The 21,465-nt window shown below is 61.8% G+C and carries 20 protein-coding genes, 2 tRNA genes and 1 other RNA gene; 17 read left to right on the top strand and 6 right to left on the bottom strand.

Features of this window, described 5'->3' with window-relative positions; genetic code table 11:
* Positions 1-160: 160 nt before the first annotated feature.
* The gene (locus tag JMV54_RS08745; RefSeq protein WP_201518527.1) at positions 161-1,357 is read right to left on the bottom strand and encodes a pyridoxal phosphate-dependent aminotransferase; all 1,197 of its coding nucleotides are present in this window, start codon (positions 1,355-1,357) and stop codon (positions 161-163) included.
* A gap of 215 nt (positions 1,358-1,572) precedes the next feature.
* Here JMV54_RS08745 and JMV54_RS08740 point away from each other — a divergent pair.
* From JMV54_RS08740 to rplA, 5 genes are all read left to right on the top strand, one after another.
* Positions 1,573-1,645: transfer RNA gene (locus tag JMV54_RS08740), tRNA-Trp, on the top strand.
* A gap of 247 nt (positions 1,646-1,892) precedes the next feature.
* Positions 1,893-2,447: a preprotein translocase subunit SecE gene (gene secE / locus JMV54_RS10800; protein ID WP_338085379.1), complete on the top strand. Its 555-nt coding sequence runs from the start codon at positions 1,893-1,895 to the stop codon at positions 2,445-2,447.
* Positions 2,448-2,520: 73 nt separating this feature from the next.
* A complete protein-coding gene (nusG, locus tag JMV54_RS08730) occupies positions 2,521-3,435 on the top strand; it encodes a transcription termination/antitermination protein NusG (RefSeq protein ID WP_201518525.1) in 915 nt (304 codons plus the stop codon).
* Positions 3,436-3,584: 149 nt separating this feature from the next.
* Positions 3,585-4,019 (top strand): 50S ribosomal protein L11, encoded by a 435-nt coding sequence (rplK, locus tag JMV54_RS08725; protein ID WP_201518524.1) that lies wholly within the window; start codon positions 3,585-3,587, stop codon positions 4,017-4,019.
* 122 nt (positions 4,020-4,141) lie between these two features.
* The gene (gene rplA, locus JMV54_RS08720; protein WP_201518523.1) at positions 4,142-4,834 is read left to right on the top strand and encodes a 50S ribosomal protein L1; all 693 of its coding nucleotides are present in this window, start codon (positions 4,142-4,144) and stop codon (positions 4,832-4,834) included.
* 84 nt (positions 4,835-4,918) lie between these two features.
* Here the strand turns inward: rplA and JMV54_RS08715 are convergent, their stop codons facing one another.
* Positions 4,919-5,932, bottom strand: coding sequence for an NADP-dependent oxidoreductase (locus JMV54_RS08715; RefSeq protein WP_230972885.1), 1,014 nt, complete (start codon positions 5,930-5,932; stop codon positions 4,919-4,921).
* Positions 5,933-6,045: 113 nt separating this feature from the next.
* Between JMV54_RS08715 and JMV54_RS08710 the strand changes: the two genes are divergently transcribed.
* The 3 genes from JMV54_RS08710 (at position 6,046) to JMV54_RS08700 (ending at position 9,060) form a co-directional block, all read left to right on the top strand.
* Positions 6,046-7,080 (top strand): 1-phosphofructokinase family hexose kinase, encoded by a 1,035-nt coding sequence (locus tag JMV54_RS08710; protein ID WP_201518522.1) that lies wholly within the window; start codon positions 6,046-6,048, stop codon positions 7,078-7,080.
* 57 nt (positions 7,081-7,137) lie between these two features.
* Positions 7,138-7,986: a YqaJ viral recombinase family protein gene (locus JMV54_RS08705; RefSeq protein ID WP_230972587.1), complete on the top strand. Its 849-nt coding sequence runs from the start codon at positions 7,138-7,140 to the stop codon at positions 7,984-7,986.
* 168 nt (positions 7,987-8,154) lie between these two features.
* Positions 8,155-9,060, top strand: a complete 906-nt coding sequence (locus tag JMV54_RS08700; protein WP_201518521.1) for a transporter substrate-binding domain-containing protein — start codon at positions 8,155-8,157, stop codon at positions 9,058-9,060.
* Between the two features lie 37 nt (positions 9,061-9,097).
* Here the strand turns inward: JMV54_RS08700 and JMV54_RS08695 are convergent, their stop codons facing one another.
* On the bottom strand, positions 9,098-9,796 hold the full coding sequence (locus JMV54_RS08695) for an NAD(P)H-hydrate epimerase (RefSeq protein WP_201518520.1): 699 nt from the start codon (positions 9,794-9,796) through the stop codon (positions 9,098-9,100).
* A gap of 312 nt (positions 9,797-10,108) precedes the next feature.
* Here JMV54_RS08695 and rplJ point away from each other — a divergent pair, with 312 nt between their 5' ends.
* The 8 genes from rplJ (at position 10,109) to JMV54_RS08655 (ending at position 16,099) form a co-directional block, all read left to right on the top strand.
* The gene (rplJ, locus tag JMV54_RS08690; protein WP_201518519.1) at positions 10,109-10,624 is read left to right on the top strand and encodes a 50S ribosomal protein L10; all 516 of its coding nucleotides are present in this window, start codon (positions 10,109-10,111) and stop codon (positions 10,622-10,624) included.
* A gap of 46 nt (positions 10,625-10,670) precedes the next feature.
* Entirely contained in the window at positions 10,671-11,060 is a 390-nt protein-coding gene (gene rplL / locus JMV54_RS08685) for a 50S ribosomal protein L7/L12 (RefSeq protein ID WP_201518518.1), read from the top strand.
* 210 nt (positions 11,061-11,270) lie between these two features.
* Complete coding sequence (locus tag JMV54_RS08680; protein ID WP_201518517.1) at positions 11,271-12,038, top strand: hypothetical protein; 768 nt, start codon at positions 11,271-11,273, stop codon at positions 12,036-12,038.
* 64 nt (positions 12,039-12,102) lie between these two features.
* Positions 12,103-12,187, top strand: a tRNA-Ser gene (locus JMV54_RS08675).
* 356 nt (positions 12,188-12,543) lie between these two features.
* Entirely contained in the window at positions 12,544-13,050 is a 507-nt protein-coding gene (locus tag JMV54_RS08670; RefSeq protein WP_201518516.1) for a hypothetical protein, read from the top strand.
* Between the two features lie 90 nt (positions 13,051-13,140).
* Positions 13,141-14,373 carry an SHOCT domain-containing protein gene (locus tag JMV54_RS08665; RefSeq protein ID WP_201518515.1) on the top strand — a complete coding sequence of 411 codons (1,233 nt, stop codon included), beginning with the start codon at positions 13,141-13,143 and terminating at the stop codon, positions 14,371-14,373.
* Between the two features lie 8 nt (positions 14,374-14,381).
* The gene (locus JMV54_RS08660; RefSeq protein WP_230972884.1) at positions 14,382-15,770 is read left to right on the top strand and encodes a TFIIB-type zinc ribbon-containing protein; all 1,389 of its coding nucleotides are present in this window, start codon (positions 14,382-14,384) and stop codon (positions 15,768-15,770) included.
* Positions 15,767-16,099, top strand: coding sequence for a hypothetical protein (locus JMV54_RS08655; RefSeq protein ID WP_201518514.1), 333 nt, complete (start codon positions 15,767-15,769; stop codon positions 16,097-16,099). The genes JMV54_RS08660 and JMV54_RS08655 overlap by 4 nt, the downstream gene beginning before the upstream one ends.
* Positions 16,100-16,176: 77 nt before the next feature.
* Here JMV54_RS08655 and ffs read toward each other — a convergent pair.
* The 3 genes from ffs to JMV54_RS08640 all read right to left on the bottom strand — a co-directional run bounded on the left by ffs (position 16,177) and on the right by JMV54_RS08640 (position 19,047).
* An RNA gene (ffs, locus tag JMV54_RS08650) (signal recognition particle sRNA small type) lies at positions 16,177-16,273 on the bottom strand.
* A gap of 39 nt (positions 16,274-16,312) precedes the next feature.
* Positions 16,313-17,533, bottom strand: a complete 1,221-nt coding sequence (trpB, locus tag JMV54_RS08645; protein WP_201518513.1) for a tryptophan synthase subunit beta — start codon at positions 17,531-17,533, stop codon at positions 16,313-16,315.
* The gene (locus JMV54_RS08640; RefSeq protein ID WP_201518512.1) at positions 17,533-19,047 is read right to left on the bottom strand and encodes an APC family permease; all 1,515 of its coding nucleotides are present in this window, start codon (positions 19,045-19,047) and stop codon (positions 17,533-17,535) included. Before JMV54_RS08640 ends, trpB begins: the two co-directional genes overlap by 1 nt.
* Positions 19,048-19,244: 197 nt before the next feature.
* Here JMV54_RS08640 and pta point away from each other — a divergent pair, with 197 nt between their 5' ends.
* On the top strand, positions 19,245-21,338 hold the full coding sequence (pta, locus tag JMV54_RS08635) for a phosphate acetyltransferase (protein WP_201518511.1): 2,094 nt from the start codon (positions 19,245-19,247) through the stop codon (positions 21,336-21,338).
* Positions 21,339-21,465: the final 127 nt, after the last annotated feature.

Genomic DNA, 21,465 nt, shown 5'->3' with positions numbered 1-21,465 from the left:
GTGAAGGGGCGGATGAAGGGGCGGATGAAGGGGCGGATGCGTGCGGGGCAGATGAAGGTGGTGTGCAGAGGCACGGCACGGGGCGAGCCAGCGGCACCGTGCAGATACGGCGAGGGCCCCGATCGTGATCGACCGGGGCCCTGCAGCAAACAAACGCGGGTTAGCTGAACAGATCGCGGATGCGGCGCACACCCTCAACGAGCTGCTCGTCGCCGAGCGCATAGCTCAGGCGCACATAGCCCGAAGGTCCGAACGCCTCACCGGGGACGATCGCCACCTCGGCCTTGTCGAGGATGTAGTCGGCCAGTTCAAGGGAGGTGTTGATCTGCTTGCCGTCGTACTCCTTGCCGAGCAGTTCAGTCACGTCGGCGTAGACGTAGAACGCGCCCTCGGGGGTCGGCACCCGGAAGCCCGGCACCTGGCTGAGCTCTTCAACCATGAGCTTGCGGCGACGGTCGAAGGCGACACGGAACTCTTCGATCGGCTCCATCGGGCCGGTGAGCGCGGCGATAGCGGCACGCTGCGCGATGTTGTTCACGTTGCTGGTGAGGTGCGACTGCAGGTTTGCGGCACCGGCGATAACGTCTTCGGGGCCGATCATCCAGCCCACACGCCAACCGGTCATGGCGAACGACTTGGCGACACCGTTCACGAGGATGCAGGTGTCGGCGAGCGCCGGAACTGCCTCGACGATCGAAGTGGCCTTGGTGCCGCCGTAGGTGAGGTTCTGGTAGATTTCGTCGGCGATCACCCAGACACCGTTTGCGAGTGCCCACTCACCGATGGCGCGGGTCTCTTCGGGAGTGTAGACGGCGCCGGTGGGGTTCGAAGGCGAGACGAACAGCATGGCCTTCGTGGCCGGGGTGCGAGCGGCTTCGAGCTGCTCGACGGTGACCTTGTAGTCCTGGTCGGCGCCAGCAAACACCTCGACGGTGGTGCCGCCAGCGAGCTTGATGACCTCGGGGTAGCTAGTCCAGGCCGGGGTGGGGAGGAGTACCTCGTCGCCCTCACCAACGATGGCGTTAATGGCCTGGAACACCGACTGCTTACCGCCGTTGGTCACGATGATGCGGTTGATCGGTACCTCAAGACCCGAGTCACGAGCGGTCTTGGCTGCGATCGCTTCGCGCAGCTCGGGCAGGCCGGTGTTCGCGGTGTACTTGTGGTTCTTCGGGTCGCGTACGGCTTCGAGCGCCGCGTCAATCACGTGGGCCGGGGTGGCGAAGTCGGGCTCACCGGCGGCGTACGAGATCACGGGGCGCCCCTCGGCTTTGAGGGCTTTGGCTTTGCCGTCAACTTTCAGGGTTGCGGAGGGGGCAATGGCCGCGATGCGCGGCGAGAGTCGGTTAGCAGACATGCCACCAGATTAACCCCTTATGAATGTGATTCGCAGGGATGCTGCCGGTTAGCCAGACAGTTTTCAGGCCATTGGTAATTGGTGCCTGGATGCGCGGCCGGTCCGTAGCGGCGTGGCCGGCCCGTAATTGCGCGGGCTGGCTCAGAATGGCGAGATTGCCAGAAAGCGACTAAACTAGGCGAGTCGCTGACTGCGTTAAGCTGATCGGCAGACCTAGGGCGGTAGCTCAATTGGCAGAGCAGCGGTCTCCAAAACCGCAGGTTGCAGGTTCGATTCCTGTCCGCCCTGCAGCTGACAAGAACCCCGTGGCAAGTTCCACGGGGTTCTTGTTTTGGTGTCGTGACCGTTTGGTTTCGGTGCGGCCACGCAAGCATCCCGGATGCTCTGCTCAATGCATCCATTGGCGGGAATGAGTAGACGCATTCGTGCCGGTGAAGTAACCTGGTGGAGTTGCCCAACGGCATCATGTGGCGTGCCCAAAAACAATTGCACCCACACCCAACGACAGGGGCATCCAACGACAGGGGGAAATCGCGTGGCTACTGACGAGCGTGATGACGAGCAGATCGACTCGACGAGCGACGAGCTGACGAGCCGTGAAGCCGACGACGCTGCCAGCGAAAAGCCAAGCGACGCTGACGCCGAAACGGCGACCGACGACGCTGCTGACGATGCAGAATCGGGTTCGACCGATGCTGATGACGCCGCTGAGGTGGCCGGGGCAGCCAAAAAAAAGTCGAAAAAGGTGAAGGCTGCGTCGACCGAGCCGAAGGGCAAGCGCACCCCCAAGCGCAGTGAAAAGCGCGACAAAGACGACACCGAGGGTGAGCGTCGCGGCATCAAGAAGTTTTTCCAAGAGGTCGGGGCCGAGCTCAAGAAGGTGGTCACTCCCACCAGAAAAGAGCTGTGGCGCTATGTGGGCGTGGTGCTCGGCTTCCTCGTGGTGATGATGCTGATCGTCACGCTGCTCGACTTTGCCTTCGGTATTGGGTCGAGCTGGCTTTTCGGTAACGGAACACAACTGTTCCCGGAAGCACCAGCAACCCCTGACCCGACCGCTATCCCAACTCCCGCGCCGACGGGACAGTAATTCCGTTCCGCGCTAGCCAACGGTGCTGGTGCGATGACTTCACTTCACAACGATCGAAACGAGAAGAGTTCAAGTGTCTGACCGCAACCTATCCGACCCCAATAACCTGTTTGAGTCGGCCGAAGAGCAGGACTCGGAAGTTCAGGAGGCCCAGGAGGGCGACCGCGTCGACGAGTTTTCGGCTGACGAGGTTGTCGCGGCCATCGATCAGGAAGACGCCGACTTCGACGATGATAGCGACGAGGCCGAGCTCACCAGCGAGCTGAGCGACCCCGAGGTGGACGAGCAGGTTAACGACGTGCTCGATGTCGACAACGACGAAGAGGCAGCCGCCCAGGCTGCCGCTACCACAGACGAAGCTGAGGCTGCCGAGCAGGTTGACCCGCTCGTTGCCTTCAAAAAAGACCTGCGCCGCCGCCCCGGCAAGTGGTACGTCATCCACACCTATGCCGGTTTTGAGCGCAAGGTGCGTGAAAACCTCAACCAGCGCGCCCAGACCATGGATGTTGAAGACGACATCTATGAGATCCAGGTGCCGATGGAAGACGTCGTTGAGATCAAAAAGGGTCAGCGCAAGATGGTCTCGCGCGTACGCATCCCCGGCTATGTCATGGTGCGGATGAACCTCAACGAAGACACCTGGTCGGTTGTGCGCCACACTCCCGGCGTGACCGGGTTCGTTGGCAACGCCCACAACCCCGTGCCGCTGCGCCTGAACGAGGCGTTTGAGATGCTCAAGTCGACCGTCGAGATGCCCTCGGATGCTGCCGGTGCTGCCGCCACCAAGGGTGGTGCTGATAAGCAGCCGATCACCGAGGTTGAGTTCGAGATCGGCGAGACCATCACCATCAAGGAGGGCTCGTTCGAGGGCCTCAACGGTACGATCACCGAAATCAACACCGCCAGCGGCAAGCTCACGGTGCTGGTTTCGCTGTTCGGTCGCGAGACTCCGGTTGAGCTCGCCTTCAACCAGGTCATCAAGCTCTAAATTTCACTGGCGTGCCGTGCTCGAGCGCGGTACCCTGTAAAGGTTGCGCACTCGCCTGGGCGGGTGTGTGAAACAAGCACCGCGCGCGGGATCGGCCCGCGAGGCGGGAGAGGGATGCTTGCGGCATCCACTCGATGAAAGGAAAACACATGGCACCGAAGAAGAAGGTCGCGGGTCTGATCAAGCTGCAGATCCAGGCTGGCGCCGCTAACCCGGCACCCCCGGTTGGTCCGGCTCTGGGTCAGCACGGCGTCAACATCATGGAGTTCTGCAAGGCGTACAACGCCGCCACCGAGTCGCAGCGCGGCAACGTGGTTCCGGTTGAGATCACCGTGTACGAAGACCGTTCGTTCACGTTCACGCTCAAGACTCCGCCGGCAGCTGAACTCATCAAGAAGGCAGCCGGTGTGAAGAAGGGCTCGGGTGTGCCCCACACCAACAAGGTCGGCAAGATGACGCTCGACCAGTGCCGCGAAATCGGCCAGACCAAGATGGCCGACCTCAACGCCAACGACGTTGAAGCCGCTGCGAAGATCATCGCCGGTACTGCCCGTTCGATGGGCATCGAGGTCACCGGCAACTAGCCGCACCCGCGTGGGTTCGCATCCTGCACCGAGTGCACGGGGCATGAACGCCGCGCATCCCAACTTTTAGCGGGAGAGCCAGCCTGGCTCGTTCGACCGCACACTCTCGTAAGGAGCACAACATGGCAAAGAAGTCGAAGGCGTACCGCGCCGCGGCCGAAAAGATCGAAGAGGGCAAGCTCTACACCGTTGATGCGGCTGCCGTGCTTGCTAAAGAAACCGCCTCGCAGAAGTTTGACTCGACCGTCGAGGTTTCGATGCGTCTGGGCGTCGACCCCCGCAAGGCCGACCAGATGGTGCGCGGCACCGTCAACCTGCCGCACGGCACCGGTAAGACCGCTCGCGTGATCGTGTTCGCGCAGGGCCCCGCCGCTGAAGCCGCCCTCGCAGCCGGCGCCGACGAGGTCGGTAGCGACGAGCTCATCGCCAAGGTTGCTGACGGCTGGACCGACTTCGACTCGGCCGTTGCCACCCCCGACATGATGGGTAAGGTCGGTCGTCTCGGTAAGGTTCTCGGTCCCCGTGGCCTCATGCCGAACCCCAAGACCGGCACCGTGACCCCGGATGCAGCGAAGGCTGTTACCGAGATCAAGGGCGGCAAGATCGAGTTCCGCGTTGACAAGCACTCGAACCTCCACTTCATCGTGGGCAAGGCTTCGTTCGACACCGACAAGCTCGAAGCGAACCTGCGCGCCGCGATCGAAGAGGTCGTCCGCCTCAAGCCGTCGTCGTCGAAGGGCCGCTACATCATGAAGGCCAACGTTTCGACCACGTTCGGCCCGAGCATCCCGCTCGACGTTTCGGCACTGTCGTAACCGTCAAAATCAACGACCGGTTCAGAGGGGTTCAGCATTAGCTGAGCCCCTCTGGCGTTTCCTGGTTGCAGATCAAGCGCTGAGCTACGGGCGCAAATCAAACACGAGTTTGCCGCGCGTGTGTCCCTGCTCAATACGCTCGTGTGCGGCAGCAGCCTCGTCGAGACCAAATACCGCATCAACGTGCACGCGCAGATCGCCCTGATCAAACAGCTGCGCGAGCGTACGCAAAATGCGCCCCTCGGGCGAGAGCTTCAACACCGACGCCCGCAGTCCGCGACCGGCCGCCGCGACCTCTTCGTGCATCGTTGGCCACGATCCGGTGGGCACATTGATGATCAGGCCGCCATTGCGCAGCACCGAAAGCGAACGCGTACCAGTGTTGTCGTGCACGTTGCCGATCAAATCAATGACCACATCCACCGGTTCATCAATTGCCTCTTCAAATCGCTCATTGCGATAGTCGATCACCCGGTCGGCACCCAGCTCACGCAGCCACTCATGGTTGCGGGCGGATGCGGTGGTCACCACGTGCGCGCCGTAAAACTTCGCCAGCTGCACCGCAAAATGGCCCACGCCGCCGGCGCCGGCGTGGATGAGCATCCGCTGCCCGCTGTGCACGCGGGCTGCTTCAACAACTGCCCACCACGCGGTGAGTGCCGCCAGGGGCACCGCGCCGGCCGCGGTCCAGTCGAGCGAACGCGGCTTATGGGCCAGCGACATCATCGGCACCGAAACATACTCGGCCTGCGCGCCTTGATAGTGGGGCGTGAGCAGCATCCCCCACACCTCGTCACCCGGCTGAAATTCGGCCAGTTCAAACGGTGCTTTTACGACCACACCGGCAAACTCGCCGCCGAGCACAAACGGGTGATCAACCACCGCGGCCATCCCTGAACCCGCGCGAGTCTTCGTCTCAATCGGGTTGATTCCGGATGCAAACACCCGCACTAGCACATCGCTATGCACCACGATCGGCAGTGGCATCTCGCGTACTTCGAGGCACTCGGTGCCGCCAATCCCGGTGGCAACCAGCGCGCGCATCCGATCGCCGGTGGGAAGCAGTGACGAAACATCCTTGGCAGTTGAGTCGTTCATCCCTCAAGTGTGCCCGAGTCGCGCTTGAGAAACCGTGACCGGGACGGCCGGATGCGGAGCGACAATTTACACAGAGGGGTTAGTTTGGATGCACTTAGTGGAAGGAACTCGTAATGGCCGCAGTGGTTTCGCTCACCCCCGCACCCGTGATCGACCGCACCTACTTTGTGGACGTGTTTGACGCCGGCAAAGTCAACCGTGCAACCGAAATTCAGGAGTTCCTCTCGGGAAAGGGCATCAACGTTTCACGCACGCTGCGTGTTGCGGGTGTGCCAACCTCGGCGGTGCTGCCGATTGGCCGCGAAGACGAACACCTACTTTTCCGCACCCCGCACCCGCAGATTTTGCGCATCCTGCCAATTCCCGGCCGGATGCGTGTAAACACCGCGATTCTCGAAACGAACGGGCGCACCACCAACGTCAACCAGCAGGCGGTGCCGATTCCGCAGCGCGCGTGGGATGACGTGATTGAAATGACGGTCAACGAAATTCAGTCGCTGCGCGCCGACTGGCTGGTGGTTTCGGGATCGATTCCGCGCCACCCCGAAACCGACGAAAAGGTTGATCTGGGTGAGCTGTTCAGCGAGGCGCGACGGCTGGGCACCCGCGTGGCGTTCGATTCATCCGGTTCATCGCTCGAAAAATGGGCGAACTCGGGTCTGGTCGACCTCATTAAGCCCAACGCTGATGAGATCGCCACGCTGGTGGGCCGTCATCTCGAAACCGTCGGTGATGTGCTCGAGGCCGGTCGGGAAGTGGTTGAAAACAGTGGCCTCGAGGTGGCACTGGTGTCGATGGGCGGCGACGGTGCGCTGGCCATCACCCGTGACGAGGCGTGGTGGGGATACGCTCCGGCGCGCGAGGTCGTGAACACTACCGGTGCCGGGGATGCATCGCTCGCCGGATTTGTTGGGCACTCGATTCAGGGGCGCGGCCAGGCAGGCGGCCGGGTTGATTTCGGCACGCTGCCGAAGCTGTCGCTGCAGAAGGGGCTGCGTCACGCGGTGATGTACGGTGCGCTCGCCGTTGAGGTGCCCACCACGATCATCGAATCGATGGATACGCTGCCGCAGGCAACTGTTGAACGGCCCGACCCCGACAAGCCGCTGTCGGAGCCCACCAAGTTTTTTGAGACGCCGTCGGCCTAGAGCCGTTCGGTGCATCCTCGGCGGGGGAGGCCGCCCGAACGAGGATGCGGTGGCACAATGGCCGGCATGGTCTTTTTCCGTCCCACGCAGCCGGAATCGGCCGGGGCGCGGAGTCCAGAACCTGGAGATTTCAGCCCGCTCGCGCTCGCGCTGGCCGAACCCGAGCAGCGCCCTAATGAGCTCGCCGAAACCGCTGCCGTCGATATCGCCAAAGCCAGGCTGCAGCCGGCGAGCTTTGTGGTACCCGAAACCCGGCCGGCCGACTCGGCACTCGCGCCGAGTGTGGGCACGGTCTGGCGCGCGGGAATCCTCGACGAACTCAAACAGCCGCGAGTGAGCGGTGAGCTGGCAGACCGCATCGTGTGTGCCGCCGAAGATACCAACCGCTGGTTGCAGGCGCGGCGTCGGGGAGTGACCGCAACCGATGCGGCACGACTGGCAAGCGCGAAATCGGTGCGTTCAGTGGTGATCGACAAGGTGCAGGGCGGCGGTTTCGTTGGGAATGCCTATACCGAACACGGGCGCAAGCGCGAGCCGCAGATTGTCGAATGGATGCGACAGCGGCACGATATCGCTGGCTGCGGGCTGCTGATTCGCGCGACCGATAATGAACGGCATCTTGCCACGCCCGACGGCTTGGCGCAGTGGGGCGATGAGGTGGTGCTCGCCGAAATTAAGACCACCAATAAAGACTGGAACCGCATCCCACCGAAATATCTGCGGCAGGTGTGGTGGCAGCAATATGTGGTCGGGGTTGAGCGCACGCTTTTTGTGTGGGAGGTGCACCACAATTTTGTGGTGCAGGATGCTGAGCCTCGCGCCGTGTGGATTGAGCGCGACGATGCGCAAATCGAGAAGCTCGTGCGGCTCGCCGACCACGTGCTTGAACAGCTCGACTCGCTGTAGGCAGAGTGCCCGCGGCTTTGCCGTGGATGCGCTGTGCAGGGTCGAGTCAAAATTGCTGTCATGACTGGCCTGGGCAGCGTAAAAGCATCACTTTTGCCCGCTGGTGCACAGTTTGGTTCGGCTAGAGTGTCCACACTCTTCTATCAATGACGCTAGTCGGGGTGAACCATGCCTTTTCGTTTTCGAGCCGCTTCGCTGATTGCAACAGCCGCCTGCACTCTGCTCTTTGTTTCCGCCTGTAGTGCTGGCGACGTTGCCCCGGGAACGACAGCGGCGGAATCCAATGACACCGGAACCGAGGCCGACGCTCGCGAGACTCTCGACCTCGCCCCGGTCGCTGACGGAGTGCTGCACACGTGCCTGACCGGCGACTACCGTCCCTTCAGCTATGCAGCCGGTGGTGCTGATGAGTTTGAAGGAATCGACATTGAGATGGTCGAGGCGTTCGCGGCAGACCTCTCGGAGCAGACGGGCCGTGACATCACAGTTGAGTACGTCAAGACCTCGTGGAAGGAACTCATGCCGACCTTCCTTTCGAGCTGCGACATCGCTGTTGGCGGTATCAGTGTCACCGACGAACGTAAGGAACAGGTGGCGTTTTCAATTCCGGTTATCCACGGCGGCAAGGCTGCGATCACCACGTGCGGCGACGAGGAGGACTTCGACACCATCGCAGAGATCAACCAGCCGACGACAGTGGTGATTACCCCGGTCGGTGGCACCAATGAAGAATTCGCGAATGAGCACTTCAGCGACGCCGAGATCATCCGCTTCGATGACAACAATTCGATTTTCGAAGAGATCGTTTCCGGGAACGCAAACGTGATGGTCACCGACGCCCCCGAGGTGGTTTGGGCCGCACACGAGCACCCCGAACTGTGCCAGGTGAATGCGGATGAACCCTTCAATACACAGGAACTCGCATACATGCTGCCCAAAGACGACGAAGAGTTTCGGGATGCGGTGAACACCTGGCTCGAGCGAGCCTTCGAAGATGGCACCTGGGACGAAGCCACCCGCGACTGGTTCGGCGAAGACTCGGTGTTTTCTTCCGAGAACCGGCCCGCAAGCTAACCAGATTACGGATGCCCGTGGCGTAGGCCGGTGCTGGCTAGTGAACGGTGATGCTCGGCGTCACGCCGAGCAGCCCCTGGCTGGCACCGATTGGTTCGAGCCAGACCTTGCCGGCATAGTCGGGGCCGTCGCCCTGCAAGAGTCCGGCTTTGATGCCGATGAAGGTGACGGTCAGGTGAGCTGCAAGCACCGCATCCGGTTCGATAACTTGGCCGCTATCGGGGTCGAGTCCGCTAGGAATATCCACCGCCACCACGAGCGGGCCGTTGCCGATCGCGGCCTTAACCGAGGCAACCACTTCGCGAGCGTTTCCGCGTAGGGCGGGCGATCCGCCCGAGGCCACGCCGCCCGAACCGATGCCGAGTACGCCGTCAATCACAACATCGGCAGCTGCTGCGCTCTTTGCAGCAGCACTCGGGCTGGCGGGGTCTGCCAGCAGCTGTGCGCCAGCGGCGAGGGCGGCTTCAGATGCGGCCGCGGGGAGTTTGCCCATCGCCGCGACGATCTCGACTGAAACACCAGCGCGTGCCAGCTCGGCCACAGCGTAGAGCGCATCCCCGCCGTTGTCTCCGGCGCCGGCGAGCACGGTGACCCCGGCCGTTTTTGGCGTCGGTAGGAGACTCAACACGTGATCGGCGAGCGCTGCCGATGCGCGCTGCATGAGCGGCACATTGCGTGCGAGCAGGGGCGCTTCGGCGGCGCGGATTTGCGCGGCGGTGTATCCGAGTTTCGGCATGTCACCCAGTATCTCGCGCCAATTCACGACCGAACTCAGACTTGTGCTTGCGCACGCATAACGTCTTTGGCTACTATTGACGACAGCCTTAGACCGCTGGTGACTGGCGTGTGCGCAAGCAGATGTCAGACGAAGGTTTCGATGAGACGGCCCGCGCAGGTGACCACGAGCATTTTCGCATGCGCATTCGCGCGTTCGCGCTCCGGCCATCTGCCGGAGCGTTTTTTCGTGGACTTGGTGCCTCAGAGAAGCGCACCGGCGGTGCGTCCGGCGCATCCGTGTCGGGCGTGCAACAGCATTGAGAGGAGACCCATGGCGAACAAGGACGCAGCTATCGCCGAACTCACGGACAAGTTCCGCGAGTCGTCGGCGATTGTGCTGACCGAGTACCGCGGTCTCACCGTGACGCAGCTGAAGACGCTGCGCCGTTCACTCGGTGAGCACGCAACCTACGCCGTGGCAAAGAACACGCTCGCCAAGATCGCGGCCAAGAACGCCGAGATCGAAGGCATCGACGACTACCTGAGCGGTCCGACCGCAATCACGTTTGTGACCGGTGAAGTTGTCGACGCTGCCAAGGCACTGCGCGACTTTGCCAAGGACAACCCTCTCCTGGTGATCAAGGGCGGCTACTTCGACAGCAAGCCGCTCACCCCGGAAGAGGTCAACAAGCTCGCCGACCTCGAGTCCCGCGAAACGCTGCTCGGCAAGCTTGCCGGCGCGTTCAAGGCCTCGATGTTCGGTGCCGCATACATGTTCACCGCGCCTGCGTCGAAGGCGGTTCGCACTATCGACGCGCTGCGCGAAAAGCAGGAATCCGCGAACTAGTCCAACCGGACCCGCGGCGTAATTTCACCATCTAAGGAGATACAAAATGGCAAAGCTCACCGCTGAAGAGCTCATCGAGCAGTTCAAGGAGCTCACCCTCATCGAGCTCAGCGACTTCGTGAAGCTCTTCGAAGAGACCTTCGACGTTACCGCTGCTGCTCCGGTTGCAGTTGCTGCTGCGGGCGCCCCCGCTGCCGGTGGCGACGCTCCGGCTGCTGAGGAGAAGGACGAGTTCGACGTCATCCTCGAAGCCGCTGGCGACAAGAAGATCGCCGTCATCAAGGAGGTGCGTGGTCTGACCTCGCTCGGCCTGGGTGAGGCTAAGGCTCTCGTTGACGGTGCCCCCAAGGCTGTGCTCGAGGGTGTCAACAAGGAAACCGCCGAGAAGGCCAAGGAAGCCCTCGAGGGCGCTGGTGCAACCGTGACCCTCAAGTAGTCACGTTTTTCTCGCGGCTCAGCCGCAAACCTGGTGCGGGTCCAACTGAAAGGTTGGGCCCGCATCGTTTTTTTCCTGAGCGTGCCGGGCGAGGGGTCAGTCTTTAGGTAGATCTTTAGAGATGCGGTCGGAATTGCCGCACTGTGACGGTAGTATCTCTATCAGATTGTTATTTTTCGTGGCCGGTGGCCTGACTCAGGGGGATGGGGCATGCTTCGCTCACCAGCATCGAGCTGGCACAAGCTGGTCGGCACCTCGCTTGTTGTTGCCGGTCTAGTCCTGGTCGCTCCCGCGCTCACCGCAGCGGCCGACGTTCCCGATAGCACCGACGGCATTTTTTCAGTGGATCAAGACGGCCGCGTCGATCAGCCCGGCGAGCTCGTGACTGACCCACCCCAGCCCGAACCGACCGCAACTGAAATTCACGAACCGCCGGCGGATCCGACGACGACGCCCGAACCGACTGAAACCGGTGCACCGACAGAAACTGCACAGCCCACTCCGACTCAGAAACCCAGTGAAACCGTCGGCGACCCGACGCTCACGTCGGGCGAGACGCCCGAACCGGATGCCACCACCACTGAACCTGCTCCGGATGAGTCTACGACGCCACCCTCGCCGACGGAGCGCCCGGAGGCCACTGAAACTGCGCCCGCGACCGATGAGGACGGCAGTGACAATGCCGGTAGCGGCGGTGGGGCAGTGGTGCCTGCCGAGCCTGGTAATGGCGGTGCTGTGCAGCCGCGGGTGACTTCGACGCATGCTTCTGTTGAGGGGTACGAAAGCGTGCCTGCCGGTGCGTTCGAGGATGCATTAAAGACTTCGGCTGATAAAGCCGGTCAGCAAGAGGATGCAGCCAAAAAACAGAAGATCGTCGGCACCGGTGTTGATGGCAAATTTGGCGTGTTTGGCTGGTTTGCTGTTGCGCTCGGAGTTGCGGGGCTACTGCTGCGGCTGCGTCTGCGTCGCAACGCCTAGTGCACAATTGGCCGATACGGCCCGCTGCCGGCTAGGATGTCAAGATGTGTCCTTGCGGCACCCTGGAGGATTCGCCTAGTGGCCTATGGCGCACGCTTGGAAAGCGTGTTGGGTTAACGCCCTCAGGGGTTCGAATCCCCTATCCTCCGCGTTGGCTTGCTCCCCGGCCTTTTGCCGGGGAGCAAGCCATTTTGGTGGGGTATGAGAACCCCTGGGTTTGGGCCCCCGCTGCCAGAGGCTCGTCGTTTCGTTTGCGGAACGATGAGGGGCAGTAGGGGACTATCCTCCGCGTTGGCTTGTTCCCCGGCCGTGCGCCGGGGAACAAGCCATTTTGGTGGGGTATGAGAACCCCGGGGTTGTGGGCCCCCGCTGCTGGAGGCTCGTCGTCGAATCAACCAGCGTTTTCGATAGCCCTCATCCTCGAGGATGAGGGCCCTCAGCCTGTTAACCGAACTTTTACTAGGAGTAGATGGCGGGGCTGTCTGTGTGGGCTAGGCTCACCGACATGAGCGACCAGATGAACTCAAACCAGCCTCCGGCGAACCAGAATTTCGGAGGCCAGCACCAGGACTTCGGTGCGAATGCTCAGCATCCGCCGCAGGGTGCTCCCGCGCAGCAGCAGTACGGCAATATGAACCCGCAGCAGCCGCACTACGGCGCCCAGCAGCAGCCGCACTATGGTGGCCAGCGGCAGCCGCACCATGGTGGCCAGCAGCAGGGGCAGTTCGGTGCAATGGGTGCCAACCCCTATGCTGCCGCCTCCGGCCACAGCGAGACCAAGCAGCTTCCTCAGCAGCTGCGCAGCATCGGCATGTCAGCCATCGGTATCGGTGTACTGCTCGCGATCTGGAACATTGTCAATGGTCTGAGCCTGCTCCCGTACATGAGCTTCTTTGAAGCCTTTTTCGTTGTCGAAAGCCCGATCCACTTCATTCAGGCCTACGGCAGCATCATCTGCATCGTCGTTGGTATTGGTCTGCTTATTGCGAGCGCATCCATCAAAAAGAAGTAACACCACCAGCCTCTCGCAAACTAGTGCGCGATACCATCGTGGTATCAGTGGACTAGTTTGCGAGAGCACCCAAAACGAAGGGGTTCGATCATGGGTTTTATCCAGGCAGCAGTAGGTGCGATTGGCGGAACGCTCGCGGATCAGTGGGTTGACTTCCTGGCGCCGCCCGAGCAGCTCGCTCCTACGGCCGCGATCTTCCCCGCCGTGGCATACGGCCAGAATCAGGGACGCGGGTCGAACACTCGCGGCTCTGCCAACATCATTACCGATGGCAGCAAAATCATCGTGCCCGAGGGATACGCTCTGCTCACGTTCCAGGAAGGGCGTATTACCGGCATTGTTACCGAGCCGGGTGCCTATGTGTTCGCACCGAACGATGCGAACTCGAAGTCGATTTTCACCGGCGGCGGTTTTGTCGACTCGCTCGTTAAGCAGTCGTGGGATCGTTTTAAGCACGGCGGCCAGCCGGCAGCGCAGCACCTGGCTTTTTACGTGAACCTGAAAGAGATTCCGAACAACCGTTTCGGTACGCAGTCGGAAATTTATTGGGATGACGCTTACCTGGGCGCGCAGGTTGGTGCGCTTACTCGCGGTACCTATTCGCTGCGCATCGTGAACCCCATCCTGTTCACTCAGCAGTTCGTGCCCTACACCTATCTCGGCCCGAACGCTTCAGTGTTTGATTTCTCCGACCTCGACAATGATGCGGCCTCACAGCTGTTCAACGAGGTTGTTTCGAGCCTCGCACCGGCGTTCTCGAACTACACGAATGACCCCAGTAAGGGCAACCGTATGGCCCGCATCCAGGGCGATTCGATCGGGTTCGCCCAGTCGCTTTCGAAGGCTGTCGAGGATGCCTACCAGTGGAATAGTGCTCGCGGTCTCGAAATTGTGAGCGTGGCGATCCAGTCGATCGAGTACGACGAAGACACTCGCGCGCTGCTCAGCGATGCCAAGAAGGCGGATGCACTTTCGGGCAGCCGTGGTCAGTCGTTCTTGCAGCAGTCGATGGCACGCGGCTTTGAAGCTGCCGGCGAGCACGGCGGTAGCGGTATTGCCATGATGGGAATGGGCGTCAACTCGGCCGGGTCGGCAGTGAACTTCCAGCAGCAGGGTCAGAACGCGCCCTACCAGAATCCGTTCCAGCAGCAGGCGCCTCAGCAGCAACAGCAGCAGGCGCCTCAGCAGCAGGCGCCGCAGCAGCAAGCGCCCGAGTCAAACGGTGTGGCGAAGCTCGCCGAGTTTAAGCAGATGCTTGACCAGGGGCTGATCACGCAGGAAGACTACGACGCTGCCAAGCGTCGCGCGCTCGGCCTCGAATAGGAGCGGCCATGTTTCCCGGAGCAAATGAACTGGGACGCTACATACGCCGCTTCGCGCAGGAACAGTTTGAACGTGGTGGGGTGACCAATAATCAGGGGTCACAGCAGCCGTACGGCAACCAGCCTTTACCGCCGTATGGCGTACCCGAGGCCGCGGGCGGGATCCCGCCGCAAGGCGGGCCCGACACTCAGAAGGCAGGTCCTCAACCGTCGCCGTTTGTAGAGGGCGGCGAGGTGAAATACATCGACACCTCGTCCGATAAAGCGCAGGGCATCAGCCGGTGCCCGCGCTGTGGCTCCACTGAAATATCGATGCGCGCTGCCACCGGCAAGCTCATTTGCCACTATTGCCGACACGAATGGCATGAGGGCTCGATGGAGCAGAGCTTTGGCCTCGACACCCCTGTCAGCGAGCTGCGCGGCACGGTGATCGCCTCGGGTGCCTCGAACATTCACGAATCAACCGAAGACGTGTTGACGCTGAAATGCCAGGCCTGCGGCGCCGAGGTGATTGTCAACACGCAAGAAGCACTGCACGCTCGCTGCCACTGGTGCCGCAACACGCTGACCATTAATGCGCAGCTGCCCAATGGTGCGGTGCCCGACGGCATCCTGCCGTTTTCAATCACCCGCCAAGACGCAATTGCCCGCATTACCGAGTTCGTGAAAAAGCGTCGCTTCTTTGCGCATCCGCAATTTACCCGGCAGTTCGCACCTGAAGAAGTGGTGGGTGTGTATCTGCCCTATTTGACGATGGATGCGAACGCCCGCGTCACGGTAGAGGGCGAGGGTGAAATTCAGACCCGCAAATATCAGGTGAAAGTCGGGGACGATTGGGAAACCCGCTATGACGCCGACCGCTACCGCCTCGGCCGCGACTTCAACCTCTATGTGGACGATGTGACCATCGAGTCTTCGGCCGACCGTGCCAATATCGACCCCTCGCGCAACACGAACAACATCATCAACACCATCCTGCCGTTCGATACCAAGAACGCGGTGACCTATAACGCCAACTATCTGCGCGGTTTTACTTCCGAAAAGCGCGACGTAAACCTGGACGGAATTTCCCGGGATGCGTATGAGCGCGTGCTGTCGATCGGCCGGGCGCGCGCGAATGAGCTGATTCGCTCGTACGACCGTGGCGTGCGCTGGCAGTTTGAACGGCTGCGAGTGCGCGGAACGCGCTGGGTTTCGCTCTATCTGCCGGTGTGGCTGTACAGCTACTACGAGGAGCGGACCGGCTTGAAGCACTATGTTGCGGTGAACGGTCGCACGGGAGAGACCATGGGTTCGGTGCCGGTGCGCAAAGCGAAACTGCTGGCGATATCGGGAATTATCGGTGTGGTTGGTCTTGCGCTCAGCTGCGCCGCGATCTGGTTCGTGGTGATGACATGATGTGGCTTGAGGCATACCCAGTGCTGATGAACGCCGCCGCGGTGCTCGCCGACTCGAGCGATAGCGACAGCGATGTGTTCTATCTGCTGGCGATTGGGCCGGCAGCAGCGGTGTTTTTTTACACGACCGTATACATGCGCTACCGCAACACCGACAAGCGGCACGAGTATGAGCGTGAAACGAGTTCTGAAATCGCGGATGTGCAGGGCTACGACACAAAAATCGATCACCTCACCGGGCTGCGAAATCGGCGGATGCGGGGACGTAACGAACACACCCCGATTGAGCGTCTGGGCGCCAATACGACGATCGAACGCGAAGTCGACTAGCCGCGCGGAGCCAGGGTTAGACCCCCGGCGAGAGCTGTACAGGGCTGCAGGGCCCGCTAGTGTGCGGTCGCGAGGTATAAAAAGACCCCTCACGCACCCGCCAGAGCCCGGTTACCCTTGCTTCGTTTCCGACCTGGGGGAGTTGGCCTGGATGGCGCCACGTGAGGGGCCGTCTTTCAGTGTACCCGAGCGCGCGCGTTGCCGCGAAGCGCGCTAGGCGCTGTGTTCTTCAATCCACGACGCCACAAAATCGACGTCCTTGTCACCGCGGCCCGAAAGGTTGGCGACGATGATTGCATCCTGTGGCAGCTTGGGCGCGAGCTCATTGACCCAGGCGAGTGCGTGTGACGATTCGAGCGCGGGCAGGATGCCCTCGGTACGCGCGAGGCGCTGAAAAGCGGCGATGGTTTGGGCGTCGTCGGCCGCCACATATTCCACCCGGCCAATCGAGCGCAGGTAGGCGTGCTGTGGGCCAACGCCGGGGTAGTCGAGGCCTGATGCAATCGAGTGCACCGGTGCCGGCGCACCCTCGGCATCTTGCAGCACCACCGTGCGCATACCGTGCAGCGTGCCCGGTTCACCGAGCGACATGGTTGCCGCGTGGCGCTGGGTGTGCAGCCCCTCACCGGCTGGCTCGACGCCGTAGATTTTCACCGATTCGTCAGCGAGGAACTCGGTGAACAAGCCCATCGCGTTCGAGCCGCCGCCGACCGCGGCGACCAGCGCATCCGGCAGCCGACCCTCGGCCTCGAGGATCTGCTCGCGTGCCTCACGGCCGACCACCGACTGGAAGTCGCGCACCATCGAGGGGAACGGGTCGGGCCCCACCACCGAACCGATCGCGAAAAAGTACTCGTCGTAGTTTTCGGCGTACACGGTGAAGGCCGAGTCGACGGCCTCTTTCAGCGACCGGCCGCCCTCATCGACGGTGACGACCTTGGCGCCCAGCAGCTGCATCCGCACCACATTGGAGTGCTGCTTGGCGACATCGATTGAGCCCATGTGAATTTCACACTTCAGGCCCAGCAGCGCCGCCGCGGTGGCGAGGGCCACACCGTGCTGACCGGCACCGGTTTCGGCGATGAGCGTGGTTTTGCCCATGCGCTTGGCGAGCAGTGCCTCGCCGAGGCAGTGGTTGATCTTGTGCGAACCGGTGTGGTTGAGATCTTCACGCTTGAGATACACCTTGGCGCCGCCGAGCGACCGGGTGAGGTTTTCGGCGAAGTACAGCGGCGAGGGACGCCCCACGTACTTTTTCAGCAGCTGTTCATATTCGCGCAGATACTCGGGGTCGCGCCGCGCCTCAGCATAGGCGCGGCGCACCTCGGCCATGGGTTCAACCAGGAACGGCGGTAGTTCGGCACCACCATACTCACCAAAAAAACCGTTGTCGTCGGCTTCAAATTCAGCTGGGATGGGGGCAAAACCGGTCATTATTCGTTCCTTGTTGACTTGGGTTGGTCATCCGCTGCGCGCGGAGTGTCGCTGGCGCTCGAAGATCCGTGTCGCATCGTTTCTACTTCGAGGCCGGGGCCAACGGTAATGATGTCACCATCTGCGTCAATTACCTTGTTGAAACCCGTGACGGGCTCGTTCTCGTCGAAGCTGGCGATGGGCTTGCGGAACGCGCGGGTGAGTACCAGCAGGTAGATGGCGCCGGCCGCCATCCAGATGAGCCCGCCAATGAGCGCCTCTTCGTGCAGGTTGAGCCACAGCAAAGCGGTCATGATCACACCGATGGCCGGCATCACGATGTAGTTGAACACATCGGCGAATGTCTTGCGGCGACCCTGACGGATCGCAAACCAGGCAATTACCGAGGCATTCACGGCCGTGAAGGCGATCAGCGCACCGAAGTTGATGAAGGCCGAGATGAGTTCAAGCGAGAACGACATTGCGGCCAGCGAGACGACACCGACGAGCACGACGTTGAAGGTGGGGGTGTGGGTGCGGGGGCTGACGTAGCCAAACACGCGCTTGGGCAGCACCGAGTTGCGGCCCATCACCAGCAGCATTCGTGAAACGGATGCGTGCGAGGCGAGACCGGATGCCACGGTGGCGGTAAAGCCTGCCGCGACGAAGATGGTCTGGAACACTTCGCCACCGACGATCAGACCGATCTGGGGGAGCGGGTCGTCAACGTAGTCACCGAACGGGGTGTTGTCGGGGAAGCGCAGCTGAGCGAAGTAGCTGGCGATCAGGAAGATCGCGCCACCGATGATCACCGTGACGAGGATGGCGCGGGGCATGATCTTGGGGCTGCGCACCTCTTCGGAGTACATGGTGATGGCGTCGAAGCCGATGAACGAGAAGCACACCACGGTGGCTGCCATCAGCAGCGATTCGGTGTTCATGTCCTCGTGGATGAACGGGCGCGAGCTAAACACGGTGCCCAGGCCCTCGCCATTAACGAGCTGGTTGCATACGAGCACGATGAACACGATGATCACAGCCACCGAAAAACACAGGAGCAGCGCGTTGACGCGCGAAGTGCCGCGCATCGAGATGTACACCACCGCGGTGACAGCGGCGACGTAGAGCACCACCCAGATCACCGGCGACACATCCGGGAAAATCTGTTCCAAATAGAGCCGGATGATCAGCGCGTTCACCATCGGCAGTAGCAGATAGTCGAGCAGCGAAGTCCAACCAACAAAAAAACCGACGTTCGGGTGGATCGAGCGGTGGGCGTAGGTGTAGGCCGAACCGGCGCTGGGGATGGCGCCGGCCATCTTGCCGTAGCTCACGGCAGTGAACATCATCACGACAAGCGCCACGATGTAGGCCATCGGCACGGCACCGTCGGTGATGCCCGACACGATACCGAAGGTGTCGAATACAACGGTCGGCGTCATGTATCCCAGACCGAGGCCGACTACGGCCCAGAGGCCGAGGTTACGGCTCAGCGAGCCGGATACACGTGGGACTTTGGGTGTGGAGACATTCATTGGCTTGAACCCCTGGTTGGGCCCGCTGCTGCGGGCGGCGTGCAGCGACTTTGCTGTCTTTAGGGAATATAGAGCATGGCGCGCACTTGCGGCCAATCGAGACGGCCGCGACTCTCGCATCCCGTCCATGGGCCGGAGACGATGTAGATCATGAGAACGTCAATGAGCTGTTTGCCTGCAGCCAGTACCATGACTGCGTGACGACCAGCATCTACCTCACGGCATCCGAAGGTTTCTCTGGCAAATCGACCGTTGCGCTTGGCGTGCTCGAAACGCTCACCAAGCGAGTCGGGCGAGTGGGGGTGTTTCGCCCCATCGTGCAGGCACCCGAGCATGACGAACTGCTCGATATTTTGCTCGAACGCGTCGACCCCTCGCTGCAACTCGACACCGCCGAGTGCGCCGGGGTGACCTATGAGGCGGTGCATGAAAACACGGCGGCCGCGCTCGCCGAAATTATTGAGCGCTATGGGCGTCTCGCCCGCAAATGTGAGGCCGTGGTGATCGTTGGTAGCGACTTCACCGACATCGGCAACCCCGCCGAGCTCGGTATTAATGCCCGCATTGCCGCCAATCTCGGCGCCCCGGTCATGTTGGTGATTTCGGGCCGCGGCCACGACCTTTCGGCACGCAACCCCGAACAGCTCGCTTCGGCAGCGGCACTCGCGGTTCCCGAGCTGGTTGCCGAACATGCCGATCTGCTCGCCTGCGTGGTGAACCGAGTTGAGCCCGCGGCGCTGGATGCCGCGGCGAGCGCGGTTGCCGAATCGCTTTCGGAGGTGGGCAGCGAAGTGCCGGTTTGGGCGCTCCCCGAAAACGCGCTGCTTTCGGCACCGACGGTGACTGAATTGATCGGCTCGGTGCAGGGAGAACTGCACTCGGGTGACGAGTCGCTGCTTGAGCGCGAAGTGCTCGGTGTGACGGTTGCGGGCATGGGGATGGAGCACGTCCTTGAGCGCACCTTTGAGTCGGGTGTGGTGGTGGTTGCCGCCGACCGCACCGAGACGCTGCTGGCGCTTTTGCTGGCGCAGCGGGCCGAGTCCTTCCCAACGCTCGCGGCAATCGTGGTGAACGGGCCGTTCGAATTTTCTCCGGTTATTCGCCGTCTGCTTGAGGGCATCGACTCGAACCTGCCGATTTTGCGCACCCAACTGGGCACCTTCGACACGGCGCAGCGCATCCTGGGCGCTCGCGGCGCGTTCACCACCCGCAGCGAACGCAAAATTGCCGCGGCGCTCGTTGACTTCACCACCCACATTGATGCTGATGCGCTCGTTGGCCTGCTCGATGTGCCCGAGCCGACGGCGGTGACGCCGCTGATGTTTGAATACCAGCTGCTCGACCGGGCCCGTGCCGACCGCAAACACATCGTGCTCCCCGAGGGAGATGACGACCGCATCCTCACCGCTGCCGCCACGCTGCTGGCACGCGAGGTTGCCGATCTCACGATTCTCGGCGAGGAGGATGCGGTACGCCGGCGGGCATCCGAACTGGGGCTGGATATTTCAAAGGCTCGGGTGCGTTCGACGAACGACCCCGAGCTGCTGGATGAATTTGCTGCCGAATATGCGCGGCTGCGGGTCCACAAGGGGGTCACGGTCGAGCAGGCTCGCGAAAAAGTGCAGGATGTGTCGTATTTCGGCACGCTGATGGTGCATCTCGGGTATGCCGACGGGATGGTTTCGGGTGCCGCGCACACGACCGCGCACACCATCAAACCGAGCTTTGAAATTGTGAAAACCAAGCCTGGCGTTTCGATCGTGTCGAGCGTGTTTTTGATGGCGCTGTCTGACCGGGTGCTCGTGTATGGCGACTGTGCCGTGAATCCCGACCCAACCGCCGAACAGCTCGCCGATATTGCGGTTTCGTCGGCGGAAACCGCAACCCAGTTCCGCATCGAACCGCGGGTGGCCATGCTGAGCTATTCGACCGGTGAGTCGGGTCACGGCGCTGATGTCGACAAGGTGCGCACCGCGACCGAGCTTGTGCGTGAGCGCGCGCCGCAGCTCGCGGTGGCGGGGCCGATGCAGTACGACGCCGCCACCGACGCCGCCGTTGCCGCAAAAAAGATGCCGGGTAGTGATGTTGCCGGTCGCGCCACCGTGTTTGTGTTCCCCGATCTCAACACCGGAAACAACACGTATAAAGCGGTGCAGCGCTCGGCTGGGGCGGTGGCGATTGGTCCGGTGCTGCAGGGGCTGAACAAGCCGATCAATGATCTGTCGCGCGGTGCACTGGTGAGTGACATCATCAACACCGTGGCGATCACCGCGATTCAGGCGCAGTCGTAGGCGGCGTTATTCTGCGGCTCGTGTTTCTGCGCGGGGATTTTGCGGCTCCAGGAGGGTGGATAGCTCCTCCTGGAGCCGTTTTTCCCTGAAGCAAACACCACCGCTGATGTATGACTTGCCGTAGTTT

It is taken from the genome of Gulosibacter hominis (assembly GCF_904842695.1).
Classification (GTDB): domain Bacteria; phylum Actinomycetota; class Actinomycetes; order Actinomycetales; family Microbacteriaceae; genus Gulosibacter; species Gulosibacter hominis.
Note: the sequence above shows the minus strand (reverse complement) of the source record. Positions and strands in the feature narration are given on the sequence as shown.